The sequence below is a fragment of the Bdellovibrio sp. HCB288 genome, from assembly GCF_047305935.1.
Classification (GTDB): domain Bacteria; phylum Bdellovibrionota; class Bdellovibrionia; order Bdellovibrionales; family Bdellovibrionaceae; genus Bdellovibrio.
The window spans coordinates 2571122-2591104 of record NZ_CP178619.1; the positions used below are offsets into that span (position 1 = coordinate 2571122).

The window sequence follows — 19983 nt, forward strand, 5'->3', positions numbered from 1 at the left end:
ATAGTCTAAGTGTGACTTAAGAGCGAGGGATTTAGATGGAAAACAAAGGCAGAGAAATCAAAACAGTCATGCATACAGTGAAGCTTAGAAAGCTTACCGTCAAAAAAACGGAACTTCTAAGTAAAAGTCTTAAGAGAATCACTTTGACTGGTGATGACCTGGAAGGATTCGTTTCCTTGTCTCCGGATGATCACGTGAAAGCGTTCTTTGCTTATCCGGGAGAAGATGAACCGGTTGTTCCCTCCATGCTCGCTCCCGATGCGAAACAAGACAGACCTCCCATCATGAGGGACTACACTCCGCGCCGCTATAATGCTGAAGCCAAAGAGCTTGAAATTGATTTCGTACTTCATGGCAAGGGGCCGGGATCGCAATGGGCCCAGCAGGCTGAAGTTGGTTCCAAGTTCACAATGGGTGGCCCAAGAGGTTCTAAAATCGTCCCGTATGAATTTGACTGGTATCTGATGATCGGAGATGAGACATCATTGCCATCTTTTGCCAGACGCCTGGAAGAGATTCCCTGGAATGCAAAAGCGGTGGTCTTCATTCAAGTTGAAAATGAATCCCAAAAAATAGAGTTGAAGCATGGGCCGGACGTTGCCATTCACTGGGTCTACAGAAATGGAAATGACGCTGCTTCAGTTGAAATGCTTAAAGAGGCGGTGCTTAAGGAACCTTTCCCAAGCGGGGACTATTTTTCCTGGATCGGCACTGAAAAAGGCTGTGCGATGGAATTAAAGAGCATGCTTGTGGATGTGAAAGGCGCCGAGGAAAATTGGATCAAAGCTACAGGGTATTGGAAGAATGGTGAGGCCGGGTAAAGTGTTTCATTTGACTTGAACCGTTGGAACGAAAAGCTTGTATCGCTTTGAGATTTCCACATTTAATCTGATTATTGTGCATGTATCTGTCGAATAGAATATTACTATGAACAATAATAGAACTTCGATCCTTAATAAGACCAATTTCCGCATCGGAATTCTTTCATTTTTGTTGGTACTTATTACGGCATGTTCGAAGTTTGAATCCCAGACGCCCATTGATGGAACAATAGGGCAGGGATCAGAGTCGGTTCCGCAACCATCACCCTCAGCAACACCAAAACCGACAGTTACCCCATCACCAACGCCGACGGTCACGCCAACGCCGTCTCCATCTCCAACTCCTTCACCAAGCGCTAGTCAGGCGATTATTGATATGGTGGTCAGTCAATCGGCTTCCTCTCACGAGGCTGTTATTCCGGATATACGCTATGAGTGGCAAACAAAGCCTATGATCATCATGCAGTCACCATCTGGTGCTGATATTCCAAGTTGGTTTGAGTACTCCAAGCCAGAGTGGTGTTACACCTTGAATTCCTGGTTGCAGGTTTTCGAAGCGACTGGAAATTCAGCCACAAATACGCGTGTACAGTATCGCAATATGAAAATATTTATTTTGTCGCAGTCGACCCGCACTTGGAGTCTGCTAAAAAATGACGCTTCTCCATACACGGATACGTGGAAATATCCATTCACGTACTCTGCCAGCAATGGCACCAAGGTGGAGTCCTCGGGTGGACTTTCATTTAAACCCAAGTATCCTCTTTTCGCCCATGGTTACGGGACGCATTCGACGATCGTGCCACAGGATATCCGGGCCGTTTTCGTGAGCATGGAAACCCGCCTTGTTTTGGAAAACGCGGCGGGAACCGATGATCGCAGTTCTGCCAAGTATCTGGTGAACGTGGGGGCGGATTACTGGCCAAATGCGCAAGCCGTGAATACGACCTGGGGCTATGCCCCTGGTGTCGGACAAGGCCGCTTTATCCAGGCAACTCCGGAGTGGCGTAAGGCAACCATGATTGTGCCAAATGGCCGCTACGGATCCACCATGCAGGAAATGATCAACACTTATCCGCCACCATTGGATCAGTAGAATCCTTAAAATCTGATACCGGTCAGCTTTTCCACTTCGTCCACAGTGGTTCGATAGCTATTCCAATCTGCTTTTCCAGAAGAGTGATCCGCCAGCGTTTCGCAATCGACGTCCTCCCTGGTCGGAACGGCACTGCCGTCAGCCAGCGTGTTTGGTAAAATGACAGCCAAGGCGGGAGTGTCTTTCGTGATGTCTTTCGCGGTCTGATTTGATTCCAGCAGGAAAATTATCTTAAAGTTTTTCGACGGAACGGGGATGTCGTTGTTGGGACCTATGGCGCCAAAATTTTGATCATAAATGGGGCCGGCAATCACGTAGGCCTTTTTGTTCTTAACGGAAACCAGATCCCTCGTATAGCGTTCCAGGTCCTCCCACATCACTCTATTCAAAAAAGGCGTCTGAGGAAGCATGTTGCTCATGGTGAAGGTGGCTTCGTTATCCCTGGCACTGTTGGTTCGATCCGCCGAGGGCACCTGATGTCCACGATCAAAACAGGTCCCTTTATATTCTGTTGAGGTGACGGCGCGGAATTGACTGCCTTGTTTGTCGAGAAATTCCTCCAGCTCGGCATCCTGAATAAAGCTGTTGGAGCGATCGGCCGAACCGATCTTTTTTGGATCCAACTCCCAGGCAGCCCAGTTGGGTGAGCGGGTGGTTTTGTTGTATGAAATCACATATTGCTTGCGAGAGATGATAATCTCCGAAGCGTTCGTATGCGGCAGTTGTTGGGTTATGTTCGGATTTTTATCCAAAGGCATGTTTCCAATAATCCCTTCAACAGCGGCATAACATCTTGTCTGAAATACGAAGATGAACAAGGGTAATAGTGTCAGTAAAGGTGCATTAATAAAGTTCATTTCAATCACTCCTTTATTTTGAGCTGTAAACTCGGGCGCAACTTATTCGCACTTGAAATTTCTTTGAAGGCATAATCGTCGGTACAGAAAAACTTATTTTATCGGGCCGAAAATTGGCTCAGTAGCCGGTGTCAGAATGACTTCACGGTAGTAATGTAAAGACGAACTTTGTCACAATAGCTTGTGGAATTTGCAAAAAGGGAGTTTGTAACTCTCACTCCTTGAAATGTGCGGTCTTACCCTGTGCATCATCAAGATTTCTCATGAAACTCTGAAGGGATTGAGATACTCACAAATGCCATGATCATGGAATTGCCGCCCCTTACAGAAAATTTGAATCGTCCCGAAATCATCCAAAAATCCTGGGTTATCACCCTGTCGGGAAATCGTTTTAATATACTTCAGCCGGAACCAGACGCGATTAAAATTGAAGACATCGCCTGTGCATTGGCGCGCCAGGCCCGCTTTAATGGTCATACCCGATTTTTTTATTCAGTAGGGCAGCACTCCTGCCTTGGAGCGGAAGTGTCGCCAACCAAGGATATCGCGCTTCATATGCTATTTCATGATGCAACAGAGGCTTATATTGGTGATCTGGTTTCTCCGGTTAAAGCATTGCTTCCGGATTTTGAAATTATTGAATCACGCATTCATTGGGCGATCTCCAAAAAATTTAATTTGGATTTTCCGCTTCCAAAAGTGGTGAAACAAATTGATCGCCGTTTGTTGGCGACCGAAGTTCGCGATCTTATCACCAAGGATCTTAAGTCCTGGAATATAGCTGAGGACGAACCTTTTGATTTCCCGATTATTCCGTGGCCGCCAGAAGTGACCGAGGCTCGATTTTTGGAAATCGCTCGTCAGTTGTTGAGGCAGTCCTAGTTCCGTAAGGGATTAATTGACGTTGAAAACGTTTTTGCACAGGGGACGTTGTGATTTCTGTGCCCAGATTTCAGTCACGGCAGTGCTGAATGGTGTGTGCCGTTTTCTGGATGTGTTCAGAGCCTCTTTAATAAGAGCCAACCACATTAAGGCTTTGTCTTTCTCGGTCTGCCATTGTTCCACTGTCGCTGGGTGTTCGAACTGACCGATTTTTTCGGGATCAAATTTACTTTGAAACTCAAGGTGTCCCATGGAATCAACCGCTTTCCATGGTGCCACAGCAAACTTGATCTGATCATCGATCAGAATGGTTCGCTCCATGGTCGCGCCTGGAAGAATGCCTTCAAGATTTTTTTTATAGCGATCTGCAAACCCCAAGGACGGGTCTTCAGAGACCACTGTCAAATCATGCTTAGACAGCACTTTGTATGAAATATCAAAAGCAGAGCGACCCGAAGGTAATATAAATGCTTTTAGCAGGGCCTCGTTGCGAGTGGTTTCTCCACCGCTGAAAAAACTGATTCGGATATCAGGAAGTGCCAGAAGCTTTTCAAGGACTTCACCCAGATGTTCTGTTGGGCGGTATGTTTTGCCGGCAATTTGAATGGCTTTCGGATCCATCTGATTTTTGTCTTCAGGCTTTATCGTATAGAAGGTTGTCCAATCGATATCCAGGACGACGTCAATAGGGGCCGCCCAGGCCTGTGCCGTCAGAGTAGAGGTAAGTATAAGCAGTCCTAAGAACCATGATCGCATAAGGTTGCAGACGTGCGATGGACGTGCCAGTTTTATAGGGCCTGAGATCAAAAGTATTAACTATGGCGCGGTTTGAAAGGCTATTGAGGCAGTAAGGGGCCCAAATTGCCAACGGTGAACTAATCTTATACATCCGAGGAAAGATCGCTATTTTGAATGTGAATTGTTTCGACCGGTGAATGCTGATACCTTCGGACTTGTTAATACATCCTTTATAAATTCAAGATCTGGTTGAATGTCTCTACCAACTTCCACAAAAAGTTGACTATCGGAATGATTATTAACTGACACTTAAAAACTTTAGTCAGTGGTAGTTATGATAAGTTCATCCGGGTCCCTAGAAATTCAAGCGAACTCTCGTTTCAATAGTCTTCTGTCAGGTGCATTGTTTGTCGCCTTGGGATCTTCCAGCTACGGAATGCTTTCGACATTTGTAAAACTCGCATACAAACACGGCTACTCCACAGCCGAGGTCACAATCTCCCAGGTTATTTGGGGGGCGCTGATTTTGACGATCATGAATAGCCTGTTCAATAAGAGTCATGAAAAACCAAATTCACAGGATCTCCGTCACCTGGTGATCGCAGGTATTCCTGTGGGCTTGACCAGTGTTCTGTACTACATGTCGGTGATGTATATCGATGCCTCGGTCGCCGTGGTCTTGTTGATGCAATCCGTTTGGATGGGAATTGTGATCGAGTCAGTTCGTGGTAAGCGTGCTCCCGGGATTGACAAAGTTTTGGCAGTCGTGATGGTTTTGTGCGGAACTTTAATGGCGACCAACGTTTTCGGAGCTGCTCACAAGTTGGATATGCGGGGAGTTGTGCTGGCCGTTTTGGCGGCCATGGCATTTAGCTGGGCATTGGCTTCCACACAAAGCGTGGCAGCGCATCTACATCCGATCAAACGCAGCCAGATCATGATGTATGGGGCGTGTGTCGTGGTGGGGATCTTTGGTTTCCTGACTCAGTTAGGGCCTTATTATTTTGGCATGCACTTGATCGGTGAGCAGTTCATTCACAATCAGGCGTTCAACTTTCCAATTTTCCTGTCTTATGGCTTCATAGTAGCGGTCTTTGGAACCGTTATTCCGCCGATCATGTTGAACAAAGGTTTTCCAATTGTCGGTGTGGGGTTGGGCAGTATTATTTCGGCGCTGGAATTGCCCTTCGCGATGACGATTTCATATTCCGTTTTAAGTGAAGTGGTGGCGGGCACCCAATGGTTGGGGGCCCTGATTATTATTGTCGCCATCGTTCTGTTGAATTTTAAAATGATCGCTCCTGACGCGCGTAATCATTAACTGGAAGGCCACGTTTGATTTAAAGCCGTTTCAAGGTGCTGGCGGGAATTACAAAACAAACACCAATTGATTCCTGTTGTTTACAAAGGTGATCCGTACTAACTGTTTGAAAAAAACAGGAGTACTCCATGAAACTATTGATTGCACTGGCTTTGGCTTTTCCAATGTTCGCTCACGCTTATGGCGAGACATTTCAAAATCGTTCTGAAAACCCTTACGTACCTCAAGAAGGTAAAGTAACTGCGAAACAAATTTGCGTTGACGAGAAAAATGAAGTTTTCCGCGTCTTCGTTCCTCAACACAATAAAGAATACTGCAAATCAATTCGTTGGGATCGCTCTGATTCTCACTACCCAAAAAGAGTTTGCGTAGGCCGCACAGTAAAAGTGATTCCAGCACAAACAGTGTCGGTATCTCCGTTCTACGAAAAAGTCGTTTGTGTAAAATACGATCACACAGACTCAACTCGTCGTACTTGCAAAAAGTCTATAGTTCAGACGGCGCAATACCCAACAAGCTACCTTCAATATACTTACGAGGCAGCTGACTGGCGCAAAGAGCGTCCGATTCGTGTTCAAGAAAAACAAATCGAAAGCTGTAAGTAATAAAAAAGGGCCGCAAGGCCCTTTTTTTTTGATTCTATTAATGACTAAACTACTGAAGTTTCCTGCCACAAAATCTCAACAAGGTCCTTGGCGGAAAGGCTTCGAATCTTCGCCACTCCCTCACCAGCCCAAAGGGATAAGAATTCTGATTTGCCAAGTTGGGTGGCTTTATTGCGGATGTCCCGCGTGAAGTTATTCTGAGCCGGAAATGGCAAAATGCTGCCAGCCTTGTTTTTCATCTCTTTCAAAAAGCGGTTTTCAATTCCACGAGCGATTCTTCCGGAAAAGGCACGGGTGAGATCCGTCTTTGAATTCTTGAAGTTCAGCAGGGCAGTCCGGTAGGTTTCTGAAGTGCCAGCCTCCTGACAAAGAAGAAACGCTGTGCCCAGTTGGGCAAAGTGGGCTCCGTTATTCAAGGCTGCGCGAATGTCCTGGCCTGTCATCATACCACCTGCTGCGATGATGGTGGTTTTTACGGTTTGGGAAAGTGTCTTTACTAAATCAAGCATTTTGATCTGTGGATCTTCACCAGTTAAAGAGAATATTCCGCGGTGTCCACCAGCTTCCACTCCTTGTGCGACAATGGCATCAACTCCGAGATCGATCAGCAGTTGCGCCTCATCGAGGGTTGTGGCGGTTCCAATGGTCACTATCTTACGAGAGCGACAAGCAAGGATGCACTCTTTTGGTACCAGACCAAATGTGAAACTGAATGCGGCGGGTGCTTCCTTCAGGATGATTTCGAATTGCCTGTCAAAATCAATCGACATCGGGGAGGCGAGACTTGGGATTGTGTTGATCTCCAATTCTTTTCTATATATTGCCAGGGCAGCTGTGGCTTTTTCGATCTGGTCGTTATTTAAGACCGGATCTTGGAGTGGCGCGAACAAGCCGACCGCAAATGGTTTTTCAGTCAGGCTCTTTGTTGTTTGAATTGTTCTTTGCATTTGATCCGGGGATTCGTAGGCACATCCCAGTGAGCCCAAACCTCCCGCATTTGAAACTGCCGCTGCCAGCCGAGGAGTTGAGGGACCGCCAGCCATGGGCGCGAGGATTAAGGAATTTTTTAGAGAGATGTTGCCGATTTTATGCATAGATGACTTACAGGGTATGGTTTTTTAAGAATACTGCAGCCTTTTTCAATGTGTTTTCCTGGGGGTGACTTTCAACTAACACAATGAGATCTGAATGAGTCACGAGAGCCCAGAAGGGTGATTCGGCAGTCAGTCTGTTTTTGTCGGTGATCAAGATGACCGTGTGGTCTTCGATATCTATGCTGACAGCGTTCAGAGTCTGCAACCTGAAGCGATCCGGTCCTGCATAGTAGGGTTCTTCGTGCTTTACGACGATAAACTGATATTCCAGATCCTCAAGCGTTCTTGAAGAGTAGTCTTTCGCAATTCTTTCGTAGGCGCTTCCCAGCAGGGAATCCTGATTTTTGTCGGCACCTATTTCATGACGAAGAATTAAGCCCGTTGCGTAGTACAGAAGTCCGGATTTGGCTAGGCTGGCATGAACCTCCACTGACAGAGTTTCCTCTTGATATTTCAGTTCACGGGATTTTTTGAAGTACTTTCTGTCGCCAAAGAACGCTTTTGCAAACGCCTCTTCGCGCGAAAAGCGCAGATTGCATTCATCGCACACCGGTGAATCAAGTTGCGAGAAAAGAGATTTTTTATGGCATAACGGACAGTTGTTCATGTACTCAGAATAGGGTGCGTGTGAAGGGGTGTACAAGCTTTATTCATTCGGGGTGGGGGCAGGACTGTCCGGTTTTAAATGCAGTGCTCTTAGGGTGGGGGACGTTTTAGTCGTAAAACCGATTGAAAAGTTCCCTCGCTCACCTGAAACGGCATCAGAGAGGCGATCAATTATTTCGTAAATATCTGGTCGTGGTTCTCCAATACGCACCTGGGTTTTTGAATCCAGATCCCAGCACAGACGAATCAACATGGACTCCTCGGACAGTTTGTCAGGATTGATACGATGAGGAAAGCCTTTTTGGTCGATACGTTCATGACTTTGCAGGATCATCATCTTCATCGCCTCACTAAGAGGAATTTTTCGCGAGAGGCACTGATTTAAACTGTAAATCGGATGTTTTTGGTATTCCTGCAGCTCTTCGGCATTCATTTTTTTAATATCATTGGCGCGCAGTTTGGCGGAGGCCGATGGAGACAGCTCCAGGTATCCAATATCAGACAGGAGAGCTGCGATCATCACCTCCAGGGGATTTCCGATGAAAGTATTTTGACTTAGGACAGCGGCATAGGAGGCTATGGCGGGGGCTCGTTCGAGGGAGCCAAAGTCACCGACGGAGGAATTGTTTATTACTTCAAATGGATTTTTGATCACTCCCAATGTGGACAGGAGTTCTTTCGCGAACTTTTCGCAGGTACCATAAAGTTCCTTGCCCAGAGCAAATGAAGCGGCTGAGCTTTGATCACTGATCATCAGGGCAAGCTCAAGGAAGGATTGAGTCATTTGCAGAAACTGCAATCGGCAGCGCCGAAGGGCACTGAGCTCGTCCTGGGTGTCAAAGCTTCGACAGTATTCGATCCACTTATTAAGATCCTGACGTTTTAGGTAGAGTTCACCCATCTCAGAAAATTTCCTGATAAATGATTCATCGATATGACTTCCGGGTTTGGCGATCTTTAGAAACTTCTTATTGGCGGGCATCATATAGTGCAGCGGAAAATCCAGTTCAGTGCCGGGCAGAATATCAAAAACCTTGATTGGAATAAATGAGGAGCGAATCACCTGGGTTGTAACGAACTCCAGCTTGCTGGTCGTAAAAAACTCATTCTCCATCAGAACCAAAGAAGCACCGGAGGTTTTCACGATACGGGCATCTTCGGGTTTTAGCTTGGAGTTAACGACTGCGATAATGTAGCTATCAGCTGCGACCTGGCAGGCGACTTGGACCATGCCGGCGGCTTCATTTGGTTTTTCGATTTTTGCACAATCAAGAATGATGCAGGTGATGGATTTGTATTTCTCAGTTTCCTCGAAAAAGGAATCGGGATCGTTGAAGGCTGCAAAGTCAAAAGTGAAGGTTTCGGCAAGCGTTCTTGCGCGTTTGACGAATTTAGAATCGGCGGAGACCACGACTAAATCGAGACTTCTCATGGCGAAGCCTCCTGTTATCTATTAGCGTGGTCTTAGGGTGATTCTCTTGCAATATGTAATTAGAAAGCCTCAGGCTCCGCTTCCCAGTCCGCCGTAAGTCCGACGACGACGATTTCTTTCATGACAGGATTGTCTCTGATCAGGCCTGGAGATCTGATCAATTCATCCTGGGCAATCTTAACAAGCTGGGTGTAATACAGGGGAATCAATTCCTTGCCGCAAGACTCGCAATCGATAATCAATTCGTCACTGGTATTGTGTGTCTCACCACAGTGCTGGCAACGACGGAAATGGATTTTGTGGTTCATGAACGTTCCTTTGTCTGATTTATTTATCGTAATGCGAACTGAAGATACTCACAATCCGCAGTCTCAATTTAACCTGTTAAATTGCCTCAAGATTTCTTGAAGTGTATAATGTGAATTGCATTAGGTATTTATTGAGCAAAAGGGGGCTTTATGGGGAATCGGTTCAGGTTTTCTCTCGTTTTGGGATTGCTTATATCCAGTGTTCTGTCTGCCTCTGAAGGGGATTATAGAAGGCCAACGGATGCGGAACTTAGAAAAAAGCTGACACCCATGCAATACCAATGCACGCAGCAAGCGGCGACAGAGAAACCCTTTGATAATGCTTATTGGAATAATACGCGGGCGGGAATCTATGTGGACATAGTCAGCGGGGAGCCGTTATTTAGTTCCACTGATAAATATGATTCTGGTACCGGTTGGCCCAGCTTCACCAAAGCCATCGATGAGGATGTAGTTACAACTCGGCCGGATCGGGAGATGTCGGTGGAGCGCACAGAGCTTCGTTCCAAAAAGGCCGACTCGCACTTGGGTCACTTGTTTGACGATGGCCCGAAGGATAAGGGCGGGAAACGCTATTGTATCAACTCAGCCGCTCTTCGTTTCATTCCTGTTGAGGAAATGAAAGCAAAAGGCTACGAACGCTACCTGCATCTTTTTTCGGAATCTGCCAAGTCCAAGAAAAAGTAAGGATTTATGGAAGTGTAGTTCGTTCGATATTTTTGGAGTCAATAATGCAAATCGAGATTCTTCCTGGTTTAATATCCGAGAATTTCTTTGATAAGATCAGCAGATCCGTTTGGAGCGTTTTGAAGGCATGAGGTCACTGAAGTTCATTTTGACATTCTTTTTTACAGCCTCTTTTGCCCTTACGGGGGCTTTGTCGTTATTTGCCATCATTGAATATCGGCGCGTGAGTAAAGCGCTGGATACGGCAATGGTGCTTAAGCCTCATCCTTATGTGTCGTTTAAGGAGCTACCCCCATCCTTGATCAAAATAATGAATGAAGTCGAGTACCCTCAGTCTGCTTTATGCAATGAGTGGTCGGCCGTCCAGAAACTTGTCTCAGACACACCGTCGCTGCATTTGGATTGCAAACTTTCCTGGGAGTTGATTGAACTTTTGATGCCGACCCAAGGTCGGGGGACTTTCATAAAAGGTGTTGAAGACCAAATGGCCTTCATACGTCTGCATCTAAACTACAGCTATGATCAGATTTTAGAGCAAGTTATCAACAGGCACTCTTTTGGAAATGTGGAAGGGCGTGAGTTGGGTGGTTTTCAAAATGCCAGCTCATACTATTTCAAACGAAATTTAAGCGAGCTCAGTCTTGAACAGGTTGCTGGAGTGGTTGTGGTCAGTCGCAATCCCACTTACTACTATCCATTTGCAGAGAATAGAATGTACCAGCGGAGTCGGACCTTTTTATTAAACTTGATTCGTCCACAAGGTGCTCCGGCGTACTAATTATGAGTCAGATCGTGAGCCTGCTTTTATATGACTCCAAAAAGGTGCAGTTTGGAGTCTGGGCTATTGCATCTTGCCTTTAAAGCTCTCATCATCAGGAAATGAATTATAAAACCAACGGTGACGCGATTGAGATCTTTCTAGAGGGACCCATCAGCGAAAAGACCGAAATCTTTGATTTGAAAATTCAAAACTTCAAGAACATTAAGGTGAATATGTCCAAGGTGACATTCATCAATTCCATTGGTGTTAAAAACTGGATCTCCTGGACGGTTCGTTTTTCGCTGGGTGCGAAGTTGGTCATGGAGGAATGTCCTTACGTGATTGTGAACCAGGTAAATATCGTTCACGGCTTTGTTCCCAAGGGAACTGTGATTACGTCTTTCATTGCGCCATTTCTTTGTGAGTCCTGTTCTTCTGAAACGACCATGAAGCTGGAAAACGACGTCCATTATAAGTATGCGGTGAACCAGCTTCCACATGAAGTTTATCTTCCAGAGTTGACTTGTACAAAATGTGCCAGTCCCATGGAGCCGGATTTCATGGTGGATAAGATATTCTCGTTTCTAAAAGAAAAAGCGTCTTGATACGAAAAAACCCAGGAGAAGATCCTGGGTTTTTCATTTTATGGATTGAAAATTTCAGCGTAGGTTTTAATCAGATTCTCATCCACGCGTTTGTGCAGATGACTGCGGTTCAAGTCGCTGTGGTGGGATATTCCCATGGCTCCGATCATATGGGCCACAGACTCCAATGTTTCCTGATGGAAGTTCTTTACGCGTTCGCGTTTGGTTGGAACGTGAAGGCCTTTAACCAGATTTGGATCCTGGGTAGCCACTCCCGTGGGACATTTGTTGTTGTTGCAGCGAAGGGCCTGAATGCAACCCAGGGCCAGCATCATGGAGCGAGCTGCATAGGTCGCATCAGCACCGATGCACAGGAGCTTCACGATATCAAAAGCAGTTGTGATCTTTCCGGTGGCGATGACTTTGATTTTGTCTTTGATGCCCGCAGCTTTCAATGTATCGATGACGACCACAAGCGCATCAACACCCGGAGTGCCAATATAGTTTGAAAACTCAAGTGGTGCGGCCCCGGTCCCACCCTCTGCTCCGTCGACAACGATGTAGTCAGGGTAAGAATTTCTAGCGCGCATTAGGTTTACGAGTTCCTGGAACTCCTGGCGGTGGCCAAGACACATTTTGATACCCACAGGCTTTCCACCTGAAAGTTCACGCAGTTTCGCAATGAACTCCAGCATTCCGGCAGCATCCGAGAAGGCTTTGTGGCCAGGAGGGGATAATACATCTTTACCAACCGGAACGTTACGGATGCGAGCAATTTCCTCTGTCACTTTCTTTCCGGACAGCATACCGCCGTGGCCAGGTTTTGCGCCTTGGGAGAGTTTAAGTTCAATCATCTTTACCTGCGGACGGCGGGAGTTGGTTTTGAACAACTCGGGATCAAAGTCTCCATCGTGTGTACGGCAGCCAAAGTAGCCCGTGCCGACTTGCCAGATAAGATCACCATCAGGTTGCAGGTGATAAGGGGAAATACCGCCTTCGCCGGTGTTGTGGGCGAAGCCGCCATCTTTTGCTCCACCATTCAGGGCCAGGATGCTGGCTGTGGAAAGGGAACCAAAACTCATAGCGGAAATATTTAATAGCGACATGGAATAAGGCTGTGTACACAATTCGCCGCCAATCGTGATGCGCAAACTTTTGCGGTCCACGTGTTTGGGATAAAGAGAGTGAGTGACGAATTCATAGCCTTGTTTGTAAACATCGTGTTGGGTTCCAAACGGAATAGTATCCAGAACTTTTTTGGAACGTTGATACACGACAGAGCGTTGTTCACGATTGAACGGTTTTCCATCAGTGTTGGATTCAATGAAGTATTGATTGATCTCGGGACGGATGGATTCCAGAAGATAACGAAAATGTCCGAAGACAGGGAAGTTGGATTTGATAGCGTGGCGAGGTTGCATGATGTCGCGAAAGCCAAGTAAGAAGAATGGTACAAAAAATATCAGCGTGAAAAGTCCCACAGGCCAATATAAATAAAATATGAAATTCATGACGATCACAAAAGCAAAAGCTGTGTAAAAGTCTTTTCTCATCTCAAAACCTCACTGTTGTTTTTGAATATTGTTAAATACTAGTCGGCAAGTTTATAGACCAACTCGACCTATTTGAACATTCCAAAAGTGAAGTTTGCCACAAGCGAATTTTACTCGCATATTAAGTCTTGTTATCGTCTGGACTAACTTAGTGAAAAGGTCAAAGGAGAGAAGATGAAATTGAATTTGGCATTCGGTACTGTCGTCGCAGTCGCTGCTGCGATTCTGTCGGGCTGTGCTTCTGGAGGCAAAGTGGAAGAGTCAAAAAAACTTCTGGTTCGATCGGGGTATGACGAGGTCAACGGCCTGCGCATGTATTATGAGATTCACGGGGATAAAGCTGGTGTGCCGCTGGTATTGTTGCACGGTGGGGGCTCAAGCATTGATGTCACCTGGGCGCATATTGTCCCGTATTTCACTCCGCAACGAACGGTTATTGCTATCGATGAACAGGCTCATGGGCGAAGCGGGGACCGACCGGGGCCCGTGGTATTTGAGCAAACAGCAGATGATGTCGCCGCGTTGATGAAGTCCCTTGGTGTTACCAAGGTGGATGTCATGGGTTTCAGCAACGGTGCGACCAATGCCTTGCAGCTCACACTAAGACACCCTCAGTTGGTTCGCAAAATGGTTCACATTTCTTCTTTTACCAAAAGAAGTGGAGCCGCTCCGGGTTTCTTCGACTATATGAAAAAAGCGACCTTTGCGGATATGCCGCAATCATTAAAGGACGCCTATTTGAAAATCAATCCGGATCCAGCAGCTCTTCGCAATATGCATGACAAGGATGCGGCACGGATGAGGTCTTTTAAGGATATTCCGGATGGAAAAATCAAATCCATCACCTCGGCAACGTTGATTGTTCAGGGAGATCAGGATGTTTCAACGTCTGAACATGCAGTCGCCCTGTCCAGGCTTATTAAAGGCTCCAGGCTCATGATTGTGCCAGGGGGGCACGGAGACTTCCTGGGGGAAACCTCCATGTCTTCAGCTGTCACGAAGGTTCCGGAATATACCGCAGGGTTTGTGAATGAATTTCTAGGTAATCCTTAGAGGGGGCCTTTTCAGGTCTCATGTCAAATTCTTAGGCATTGATTTGATGATCAGGGCGAGCTGGTTCGTGTTCAACCTTGCATGCGGGTTGCATGCAAGGGGGCGAAGGAGTTCGTTTATGAAACTATTGATTTGTGCCCTTGTGCTTATTTCCAGCTCTGCGATGGCGGCTGGCTTTTATGACCGTGATTCAGGAGTTTATACGAAGGCGGATTCTTATCAGCAACTTAGCTGGTGCGACGCGAATAAAGTGGTAAGAGAATCCAGTGCTGGAGAAATCGTCGTAGTTGCGGATTGCAATCAAAACCAGACGATCTGTGATTCGGAAGCAATGATCTTTAATAAAACTGTGATCTATCGCGCGGTTTGCAAGTAGGCCGCAAAAAACTCCACGGATACCAATTCATCACCTTCACCATGAATGAGCTTCGCCACTGCTCCATTGCTGTCATGAAGCAGAGTTTGTGGCCAAACTTTTGACAGTGCCCCATGGTATTTGATGCCTCGAATGGTGCCGAGAGTAAAATGGGTTCACAGGAGGGGCTATGCAAACTTCATCAGAAAAGAAACAACCTCGATTTGAACACAAGGACTCAACTACCAAGGCGAAACTCATAGAGATTGAAAGAGAATATTCAGTTCCTGTTCATGAATTGTGGCAGGCCTTCACAAATCCCGAGGCGCTGAAACAGTGGTGGTGGCCCAATGGAATTCACGCCGAGCAAGTGGAGTTGGAACCGATAGAGGGCGGAAGATACTTTATTAGTATGAATGGCTACGATGGTGCCGGTCCTGTGGGGGGAATGACGGGACGCTTTGAAGAGGTCGTCGAAAACGAACGCTTGGTCATGACCGACCAGTTTGCAGACAAGAGGGGGAAGGCCATCACTCCCGATCAGGCACAGATGCCTGGCGGTTGGTCGGATATGGCTTACATTACTTTTGAGTTCGAATCAGATGGAAGCAATGGCAGTCGCTTTAAACTATCCCAACAGGGTATTCCGAATGAATATCAAAAAGACTGCATTCAGGGCTGGTCCGAATCTTTTGATAAACTGGAAAGTTACTTAAGCAAACGTAGCCATTAGAAATCAGTTAAGTCTATAATGTGGCTTTGGGAGATGGGCCACATGTTGAAGATTATTTCTTTCGTTGTCATTTTCGTTTTGATTCTGGTTGCCGGGGGATTGCTGATCACAAGTTGTGCGGCATCCTTCGGAAAGCTTCCGGATAAAAAAGAAACTGATACTTTTGATAATTCATCGCACTTCGATCGTGAAAAGGGAATTTTCGTCAATCGTCGTGCGAATATCCTGGATGAAATGCGCAAGCGCACCATGAACTTTGCAACAATTAAAGAGTTCCTGCTGGGGGGTGACAAGGATCGCATTCCCAAGCAGAAACTCCCTGAAGTCACACCTGACTTTGCTGAATTCCTGAAACCCAATAATGACTTGAAGCTGATGTGGTTTGGACATTCAACCATTCTTTTGAATTTCGAAGGAAAGATGGTTTTAATCGATCCAGTGCTTTCGACAGGCACGGGGCCTTTGGGTTTTATGATGAAGCGCTTTCAGGATCCGGTTGTGCCACTTTCAAGCTTTCCAAAAATCGACATGATCGTTATCAGTCATGACCATTACGATCATTTGGATATGGATTCAATCCGGTTCTTTAAAGACAAAGACGTTCCGTTTGTTGTTCCTCTCGGGGTCGGTGCCCATTTGAAAAGTTGGGGAATTGCCGAGAACAGAATTCAAGAGTTGGACTGGTGGCAATCAGCGAAGCTCGGGGATATAGAGATGATTGCCACTCCGGCGCAGCATTTTTCCGGGCGTGGTATTTGGAATCAGAATAAATCCCTATGGGCATCCTGGGTGGTCAAGAGCGACAGGCATCGTATTTTCTTTAGTGGTGATTCCGGGTATGACACGCATTTTAAAGAAATTGGTCAGCGTCTGGGGCCTTTTGATATCGCCTTTGTGGAAAGCGGCCAATACAACGAAAAGTGGCGCGAGGTGCATTTGTTGCCCGACGAGTCAGTTAATGCCTTTAAGGATTTAAATGCGAAAAGGTACTTCCCAATCCATTGGGGAATGTTCAGTCTGGCATTTCATTCCTGGTTTGAGCCGCTTGAGAAATTAAGTGCCGCAGCCAGTGCAAATGGAATGAAGCTGGTAACACCCAAAATTGGTGAAATCGTCACGGTGAACGATTCCTATTCAAGTGAACCTTGGTGGCGCGAAAAGTCTTCGGCTACTGAATAACAGAGGTTGCCGGGCGTATTTAAATTCGATAAAACAGAGGGATGAGTAAAATTTCTGTACTACCACCCTCTGGCTTTCGTGACTTTACCCCTGAAGAATCTGCGGCCCGCAATTTTCTGATCGAGAGAATTTCTGAAATTTATCTGAGCCATGGCTTCCAGGCGATTGCCATGCCATTTCTTGAGAATCTGGCAACACTCGAAGGTAAGGGTGGGGGCGCTGGAAATGAAAAACTTATTTTCAAAGTTCTAAAAAGGGGCGAGGCTCTGACCCGCTCTCTTGAAGCTGGTGCAGCAAATCTTGCTGATATGGGCATGAGGTTTGATTTAACATTGCCATTGGCCAGATATTACTCCCGCTTCAAACAGCAATTGCCAAAGCCATTTAAAGTTTTTCAGATCGGTCCCGTCTGGCGTGCCGACAGCCCACAAAAAGGCCGCTATCGCGAGTTCTATCAATGTGACGTCGATATCCTGGGCTCCCGCGAGATCGGGGCCGAAGCGGATTGCATGGCGGCGATTTTGAAAGTGTTCTCCAGTCTTCAGGTTGAAAATGTGGAACTTCATCTGAATGACCGCAGGTTGCTTGCAGCTCTTAAGGATTCTGATCTGTCAGAGGCGCAGTGGGCTGAGGCCCTGGTGACCCTGGATAAATTGGACAAGGTCGAGCGCGCGGGAGTTGAGGAAGAGTTAACATCCAAGTTCGGTCGGGTTCCTGAGGGTATTCGTCTGGTTTTGGATGGAGCTTCACTGGAAAAACTGATGACCATCGAGAGTGAATCAGTATCTTCTTTGAAATCCCTTGTTGAAGTTTTAAGTGCGGCTATTCCGGGTGCGAAAGTGCAATTCAATCCGTCTTTGGTGCGTGGGCAGGACTACTACACCGGCACAATCTTCGAATTAAGACATCCGGATCTTTCCGGTTCGTTGGGTGGTGGTGGCCGATACAACCGCCTGCTGGAAGTGTTCGGTGGTGAAGAGGTGCCGGCATTTGGTGGCAGCATTGGATTTGAGCGGTTGTTTTTGTTGTTGCAGGAGAAAGCCGAAAAATTGAATGTCACCTCCACACCTAACGTCTTTTTGCCACTGTTCAGCGCAGAGATGCGAGCACCGTTGATGAAGCTGGCTCTGGAGATGAGAGCCGCGGGTCTTCGCGTGGATATCTATCCTGATGCCGCGAAACTTAAGAATCAGTTCAAATACGCGGATGATCGTAAAATCCCGTACACGGTTATTATCGGTGGAGATGAGTTGGCTTCCGGAGTGGTGAAATTAAAATCCATGGCCGAAAGAAGTGAGGAAGCTGTGCCGATGAATGAATTGGTTCAGCGGTTGGTGCAGCTGAATCGTATTAAATTATAACTTTGTCGGGTGTAAAGGGGCTCTTAAGTTAAAGCAGAGGTCCCACCAACCGTGATAGATCACCGGCCCATACTTCCAAGCTGTGACGTTCTTCGTGTTTTTCCAGGGTGTAATATTCGGATTGATTCAGATATTCATCCTGTAGGTTTCGCAGTGCTTGCGTGAAATCTTTGTCGTAGATGGCGATGGTAATTTCAAAGTTAATGCGCAAGCTTCGTGGATCCAGATTCACCGAGCCGAACAAAGAAACATCTTCATCGATTGTGATTGATTTAGTGTGCAGCAAACCTGGTTTGTAAAGCGCGACCTGTACTCCAGCAGCTAATAGATCTTCAAAGAAGGACCGGCTGGCCCAATGAGAAATTCGCGAGTCGATACGCGCGGGCACAATCAGAACCGTGCGAACGCCCCTGCGTGCAGCCGCCAGCAATGCATAAAGCATGGATTCGCTGGGCAGGAAGTAAGGTGTGGTAAAGACTATTTCCGTATGAGCCGAGGCAATGGCCATCAGCAGGGCCTGTTCAATGGAGGAATATTTGACGGCAGGGCCGGAGGGCAGACATTGAATGAATGCCGGCTTGGTGTGGGTATGATCGGGTGAGCGCGATTTTTTTAGTTCTTTGGCAAAGTCACTGCCGGTTTCCACGCACCAGTCACTGAGGAAGACCGTTCGCAAATCCTCGACAGCAGGACCTTGGATTCGCGCCAAGGCATCAATCCAAGGAGCGGCCTTCGATTTTCGATGAAAGAAAAGGGGATCCGCAAGATTCATACTGCCGACGTAACCAATTTCGTCGTCGATAACCACCAGCTTGCGATGCATGCGCAGATCGGGGCGTGCGATCAGGGAGCGAAAAATTCCTGACGGCAGTGCCACCACCATTTTAACGCCAGCTTGTTTCATTTTTCTGTAGTTGGCGCCCTTTATAAATTTGGAACTGCCAATAGCATCCACCAGGATCCGGCAGCGAACGCCCCGTTGAGCGGCTGCAATAATCTCAGCGGAAATTTTGTCAGCGCGGCCTCCATCACTCCAGATATAAAATTCGATATCAATACTTTGTTGGGCGGAGGCGATATCTTCAGAAAGTTTGCTGAGGGCAATATCTGAATCTTTAAGCAGCTCAATGTTATTGCCGGTTTTGGGTGCGAAACCAAACAGGGCCTGACAGGCGTGGTGAAGGTCCCCCTGGTGAACTTCATTTAGAATTGAATCAGTCGGTTGAGCCGCGGCAATTGTATTCAGTGTGTCCTGCACCCGGCGCAGTCTTCTCATGCGGCGATGTCCCTGGCGATATTCACCGAATGTCCAATACAGAATTGTACCGGCAATCGGCAAAGAGACCATCAGGCCCAGCCACGCCCAGGCAACAGATGCTGGAAGGCGACGCTGAATGACCCGGGCGCAAATCCAGATACGCACAATGAAGTCGACTATGAAAATCAGCCATTGCACCCAGCTTGTAAAATTGAAATCAAAAGTCCAAGTCAGCATCGGGTGTCCTTCGGTGCGCTATTTAAATACGATGGCCTTGCCAATAGGAGCAAGAGAAATTCCAGCGAGTTTTAAATGCTGAATTGCGAAGGGAATGCCGATAATGGTGATGCCAAGTAAGGCAGCGCAAAGCAAATGGGTCAGAGCCAGCCACCAGCCACACAGAACGAACCAAATGATGTTGCCGATGATACCCAGGGTGCCGGTACCAATATCACTTTGTCCTCGAACATGTTCCCGGTCTGCAACCTTGGATCCAAAGGGCCAAAGGTTCAGCAAGCCAATATTGAAGGCCGCACGGGCCCATGGAATTCCGACGATGGTGATGACCATAAATAAGCACGAGGTGAACCAAGAGATGGCAGTCGTCCATCCTCCCAAAAAGAGCCATAGAATATTTAAGATAAAGTTCATGATTCCCCCGGGGTTTAGAATGAGGTGATCAGCGCCAGTGGTCAACCGT

General features: G+C 46.9%; 22 protein-coding genes and 1 riboswitch. Of the genes, 13 read left to right on the plus strand and 9 right to left on the minus strand.

The window, feature by feature from the left end; genetic code table 11:
* Window positions 1–35 precede the first annotated feature (35 nt).
* Both ACLVWR_RS12550 and ACLVWR_RS12555 read left to right on the plus strand, forming a co-directional pair.
* Window positions 36–821 (plus strand): siderophore-interacting protein, encoded by a 786-nt coding sequence (locus ACLVWR_RS12550; protein ID WP_413580992.1) that lies wholly within the window; start codon window positions 36–38, stop codon window positions 819–821.
* A gap of 106 nt (window positions 822–927) precedes the next feature.
* Complete coding sequence (locus tag ACLVWR_RS12555; RefSeq protein WP_413580993.1) at window positions 928–1917, plus strand: hypothetical protein; 990 nt, start codon at window positions 928–930, stop codon at window positions 1915–1917.
* 5 nt (window positions 1918–1922) lie between these two features.
* Here ACLVWR_RS12555 and ACLVWR_RS12560 read toward each other — a convergent pair whose 3' ends face one another.
* Window positions 1923–2774 (minus strand): DNA/RNA non-specific endonuclease, encoded by an 852-nt coding sequence (locus tag ACLVWR_RS12560; RefSeq protein WP_413580994.1) that lies wholly within the window; start codon window positions 2772–2774, stop codon window positions 1923–1925.
* A 300-nt stretch (window positions 2775–3074) separates the two neighbouring features.
* On the opposite strand from ACLVWR_RS12560, the gene ACLVWR_RS12565 reads away from it, so the two are divergent.
* Window positions 3075–3656, plus strand: a complete 582-nt coding sequence (locus ACLVWR_RS12565) for an HD family phosphohydrolase (protein ID WP_413580995.1) — start codon at window positions 3075–3077, stop codon at window positions 3654–3656.
* Between the two features lie 12 nt (window positions 3657–3668).
* Here ACLVWR_RS12565 and ACLVWR_RS12570 read toward each other — a convergent pair whose 3' ends face one another.
* Window positions 3669–4412 (minus strand): hypothetical protein, encoded by a 744-nt coding sequence (locus ACLVWR_RS12570; RefSeq protein WP_413580996.1) that lies wholly within the window; start codon window positions 4410–4412, stop codon window positions 3669–3671.
* A gap of 190 nt (window positions 4413–4602) precedes the next feature.
* Window positions 4603–4700: riboswitch (purine riboswitch) on the plus strand.
* Between the two features lie 28 nt (window positions 4701–4728).
* On the opposite strand from ACLVWR_RS12570, the gene ACLVWR_RS12575 reads away from it, so the two are divergent.
* Window positions 4729–5715 (plus strand): EamA family transporter, encoded by a 987-nt coding sequence (locus ACLVWR_RS12575; RefSeq protein WP_413580997.1) that lies wholly within the window; start codon window positions 4729–4731, stop codon window positions 5713–5715.
* A 128-nt stretch (window positions 5716–5843) separates the two neighbouring features.
* Window positions 5844–6320 carry a hypothetical protein gene (locus ACLVWR_RS12580; RefSeq protein ID WP_413580998.1) on the plus strand — a complete coding sequence of 159 codons (477 nt, stop codon included), beginning with the start codon at window positions 5844–5846 and terminating at the stop codon, window positions 6318–6320.
* A gap of 44 nt (window positions 6321–6364) precedes the next feature.
* Here ACLVWR_RS12580 and ACLVWR_RS12585 read toward each other — a convergent pair whose 3' ends face one another.
* The 4 genes from ACLVWR_RS12585 to ACLVWR_RS12600 are packed head-to-tail and all read right to left on the minus strand — an operon-like array spanning window position 6365 to window position 9760.
* Window positions 6365–7414 carry an NAD(P)H-dependent flavin oxidoreductase gene (locus tag ACLVWR_RS12585; RefSeq protein ID WP_413580999.1) on the minus strand — a complete coding sequence of 350 codons (1050 nt, stop codon included), beginning with the start codon at window positions 7412–7414 and terminating at the stop codon, window positions 6365–6367.
* 7 nt (window positions 7415–7421) lie between these two features.
* The gene (locus ACLVWR_RS12590; protein WP_413581000.1) at window positions 7422–8057 is read right to left on the minus strand and encodes a hypothetical protein; all 636 of its coding nucleotides are present in this window, start codon (window positions 8055–8057) and stop codon (window positions 7422–7424) included.
* A gap of 3 nt (window positions 8058–8060) precedes the next feature.
* Window positions 8061–9452: an HD domain-containing phosphohydrolase gene (locus tag ACLVWR_RS12595; RefSeq protein WP_413581001.1), complete on the minus strand. Its 1392-nt coding sequence runs from the start codon at window positions 9450–9452 to the stop codon at window positions 8061–8063.
* Window positions 9453–9511: 59 nt separating this feature from the next.
* Entirely contained in the window at window positions 9512–9760 is a 249-nt protein-coding gene (locus ACLVWR_RS12600) for a hypothetical protein (RefSeq protein WP_413581002.1), read from the minus strand.
* A 150-nt stretch (window positions 9761–9910) separates the two neighbouring features.
* Here ACLVWR_RS12600 and msrB point away from each other — a divergent pair, with 150 nt between their 5' ends.
* From msrB to ACLVWR_RS12615, 3 genes are all read left to right on the plus strand, one after another.
* The gene (gene msrB, locus ACLVWR_RS12605) at window positions 9911–10447 is read left to right on the plus strand and encodes a peptide-methionine (R)-S-oxide reductase MsrB (RefSeq protein ID WP_413581003.1); all 537 of its coding nucleotides are present in this window, start codon (window positions 9911–9913) and stop codon (window positions 10445–10447) included.
* A 148-nt stretch (window positions 10448–10595) separates the two neighbouring features.
* Window positions 10596–11225 (plus strand): transglycosylase domain-containing protein, encoded by a 630-nt coding sequence (locus ACLVWR_RS12610; RefSeq protein ID WP_413581004.1) that lies wholly within the window; start codon window positions 10596–10598, stop codon window positions 11223–11225.
* Window positions 11226–11326: 101 nt separating this feature from the next.
* Window positions 11327–11812, plus strand: a complete 486-nt coding sequence (locus ACLVWR_RS12615) for a hypothetical protein (protein WP_413581005.1) — start codon at window positions 11327–11329, stop codon at window positions 11810–11812.
* 38 nt (window positions 11813–11850) lie between these two features.
* Here ACLVWR_RS12615 and ACLVWR_RS12620 read toward each other — a convergent pair whose 3' ends face one another.
* Window positions 11851–13344, minus strand: coding sequence for an FMN-binding glutamate synthase family protein (locus tag ACLVWR_RS12620; RefSeq protein WP_413581006.1), 1494 nt, complete (start codon window positions 13342–13344; stop codon window positions 11851–11853).
* 174 nt (window positions 13345–13518) lie between these two features.
* Here ACLVWR_RS12620 and ACLVWR_RS12625 point away from each other — a divergent pair, with 174 nt between their 5' ends.
* From ACLVWR_RS12625 to hisS, 5 genes are all read left to right on the plus strand, one after another.
* Window positions 13519–14397, plus strand: coding sequence for an alpha/beta fold hydrolase (locus ACLVWR_RS12625; RefSeq protein WP_413581007.1), 879 nt, complete (start codon window positions 13519–13521; stop codon window positions 14395–14397).
* A gap of 118 nt (window positions 14398–14515) precedes the next feature.
* Window positions 14516–14773, plus strand: coding sequence for a hypothetical protein (locus ACLVWR_RS12630; protein ID WP_413581008.1), 258 nt, complete (start codon window positions 14516–14518; stop codon window positions 14771–14773).
* Between the two features lie 169 nt (window positions 14774–14942).
* Complete coding sequence (locus ACLVWR_RS12635) at window positions 14943–15485, plus strand: SRPBCC family protein (RefSeq protein WP_413581009.1); 543 nt, start codon at window positions 14943–14945, stop codon at window positions 15483–15485.
* 42 nt (window positions 15486–15527) lie between these two features.
* Window positions 15528–16664, plus strand: coding sequence for an MBL fold metallo-hydrolase (locus ACLVWR_RS12640; protein WP_413581010.1), 1137 nt, complete (start codon window positions 15528–15530; stop codon window positions 16662–16664).
* Between the two features lie 41 nt (window positions 16665–16705).
* A complete protein-coding gene (hisS, locus tag ACLVWR_RS12645; RefSeq protein ID WP_413581011.1) occupies window positions 16706–18025 on the plus strand; it encodes a histidine--tRNA ligase in 1320 nt (439 codons plus the stop codon).
* A 28-nt stretch (window positions 18026–18053) separates the two neighbouring features.
* Here hisS and cls read toward each other — a convergent pair whose 3' ends face one another.
* Window positions 18054–19520, minus strand: coding sequence for a cardiolipin synthase (gene cls, locus ACLVWR_RS12650; RefSeq protein ID WP_413581012.1), 1467 nt, complete (start codon window positions 19518–19520; stop codon window positions 18054–18056).
* Window positions 19521–19538: 18 nt separating this feature from the next.
* Window positions 19539–19934 carry a YccF domain-containing protein gene (locus ACLVWR_RS12655; protein ID WP_413581013.1) on the minus strand — a complete coding sequence of 132 codons (396 nt, stop codon included), beginning with the start codon at window positions 19932–19934 and terminating at the stop codon, window positions 19539–19541.
* Window positions 19935–19983: the final 49 nt, after the last annotated feature.

Excerpts from the sequence above, each read along its gene's own strand:
- ACLVWR_RS12575 (WP_413580997.1), top strand. The coding sequence starts at position 4,729 with ATGATAAGTTCATCCGGGTCCCTAGAAATTCAAGCGAACTCTCGTTTC.
- ACLVWR_RS12655 (WP_413581013.1), bottom strand. The coding sequence starts at position 19,934 with ATGAACTTTATCTTAAATATTCTATGGCTCTTTTTGGGAGGATGGACG.
- ACLVWR_RS12600 (WP_413581002.1), bottom strand. The coding sequence starts at position 9,760 with ATGAACCACAAAATCCATTTCCGTCGTTGCCAGCACTGTGGTGAGACA.
- ACLVWR_RS12565 (WP_413580995.1), top strand. The coding sequence starts at position 3,075 with ATGATCATGGAATTGCCGCCCCTTACAGAAAATTTGAATCGTCCCGAA.
- ACLVWR_RS12640 (WP_413581010.1), top strand. The coding sequence starts at position 15,528 with ATGTTGAAGATTATTTCTTTCGTTGTCATTTTCGTTTTGATTCTGGTT.
- ACLVWR_RS12615 (WP_413581005.1), top strand. The coding sequence starts at position 11,327 with ATGAATTATAAAACCAACGGTGACGCGATTGAGATCTTTCTAGAGGGA.
- ACLVWR_RS12560 (WP_413580994.1), bottom strand. The coding sequence starts at position 2,774 with ATGAACTTTATTAATGCACCTTTACTGACACTATTACCCTTGTTCATC.
- ACLVWR_RS12570 (WP_413580996.1), bottom strand. The coding sequence starts at position 4,412 with ATGCGATCATGGTTCTTAGGACTGCTTATACTTACCTCTACTCTGACG.
- ACLVWR_RS12630 (WP_413581008.1), top strand. The coding sequence starts at position 14,516 with ATGAAACTATTGATTTGTGCCCTTGTGCTTATTTCCAGCTCTGCGATG.
- ACLVWR_RS12580 (WP_413580998.1), top strand. The coding sequence starts at position 5,844 with ATGAAACTATTGATTGCACTGGCTTTGGCTTTTCCAATGTTCGCTCAC.
- ACLVWR_RS12555 (WP_413580993.1), top strand. The coding sequence starts at position 928 with ATGAACAATAATAGAACTTCGATCCTTAATAAGACCAATTTCCGCATC.
- msrB (WP_413581003.1), top strand. The coding sequence starts at position 9,911 with ATGGGGAATCGGTTCAGGTTTTCTCTCGTTTTGGGATTGCTTATATCC.
- hisS (WP_413581011.1), top strand. The coding sequence starts at position 16,706 with ATGAGTAAAATTTCTGTACTACCACCCTCTGGCTTTCGTGACTTTACC.
- cls (WP_413581012.1), bottom strand. The coding sequence starts at position 19,520 with ATGCTGACTTGGACTTTTGATTTCAATTTTACAAGCTGGGTGCAATGG.
- ACLVWR_RS12550 (WP_413580992.1), top strand. The coding sequence starts at position 36 with ATGGAAAACAAAGGCAGAGAAATCAAAACAGTCATGCATACAGTGAAG.
- ACLVWR_RS12625 (WP_413581007.1), top strand. The coding sequence starts at position 13,519 with ATGAAATTGAATTTGGCATTCGGTACTGTCGTCGCAGTCGCTGCTGCG.
- ACLVWR_RS12635 (WP_413581009.1), top strand. The coding sequence starts at position 14,943 with ATGCAAACTTCATCAGAAAAGAAACAACCTCGATTTGAACACAAGGAC.
- ACLVWR_RS12585 (WP_413580999.1), bottom strand. The coding sequence starts at position 7,414 with ATGCATAAAATCGGCAACATCTCTCTAAAAAATTCCTTAATCCTCGCG.
- ACLVWR_RS12595 (WP_413581001.1), bottom strand. The coding sequence starts at position 9,452 with ATGAGAAGTCTCGATTTAGTCGTGGTCTCCGCCGATTCTAAATTCGTC.
- ACLVWR_RS12620 (WP_413581006.1), bottom strand. The coding sequence starts at position 13,344 with ATGAGAAAAGACTTTTACACAGCTTTTGCTTTTGTGATCGTCATGAAT.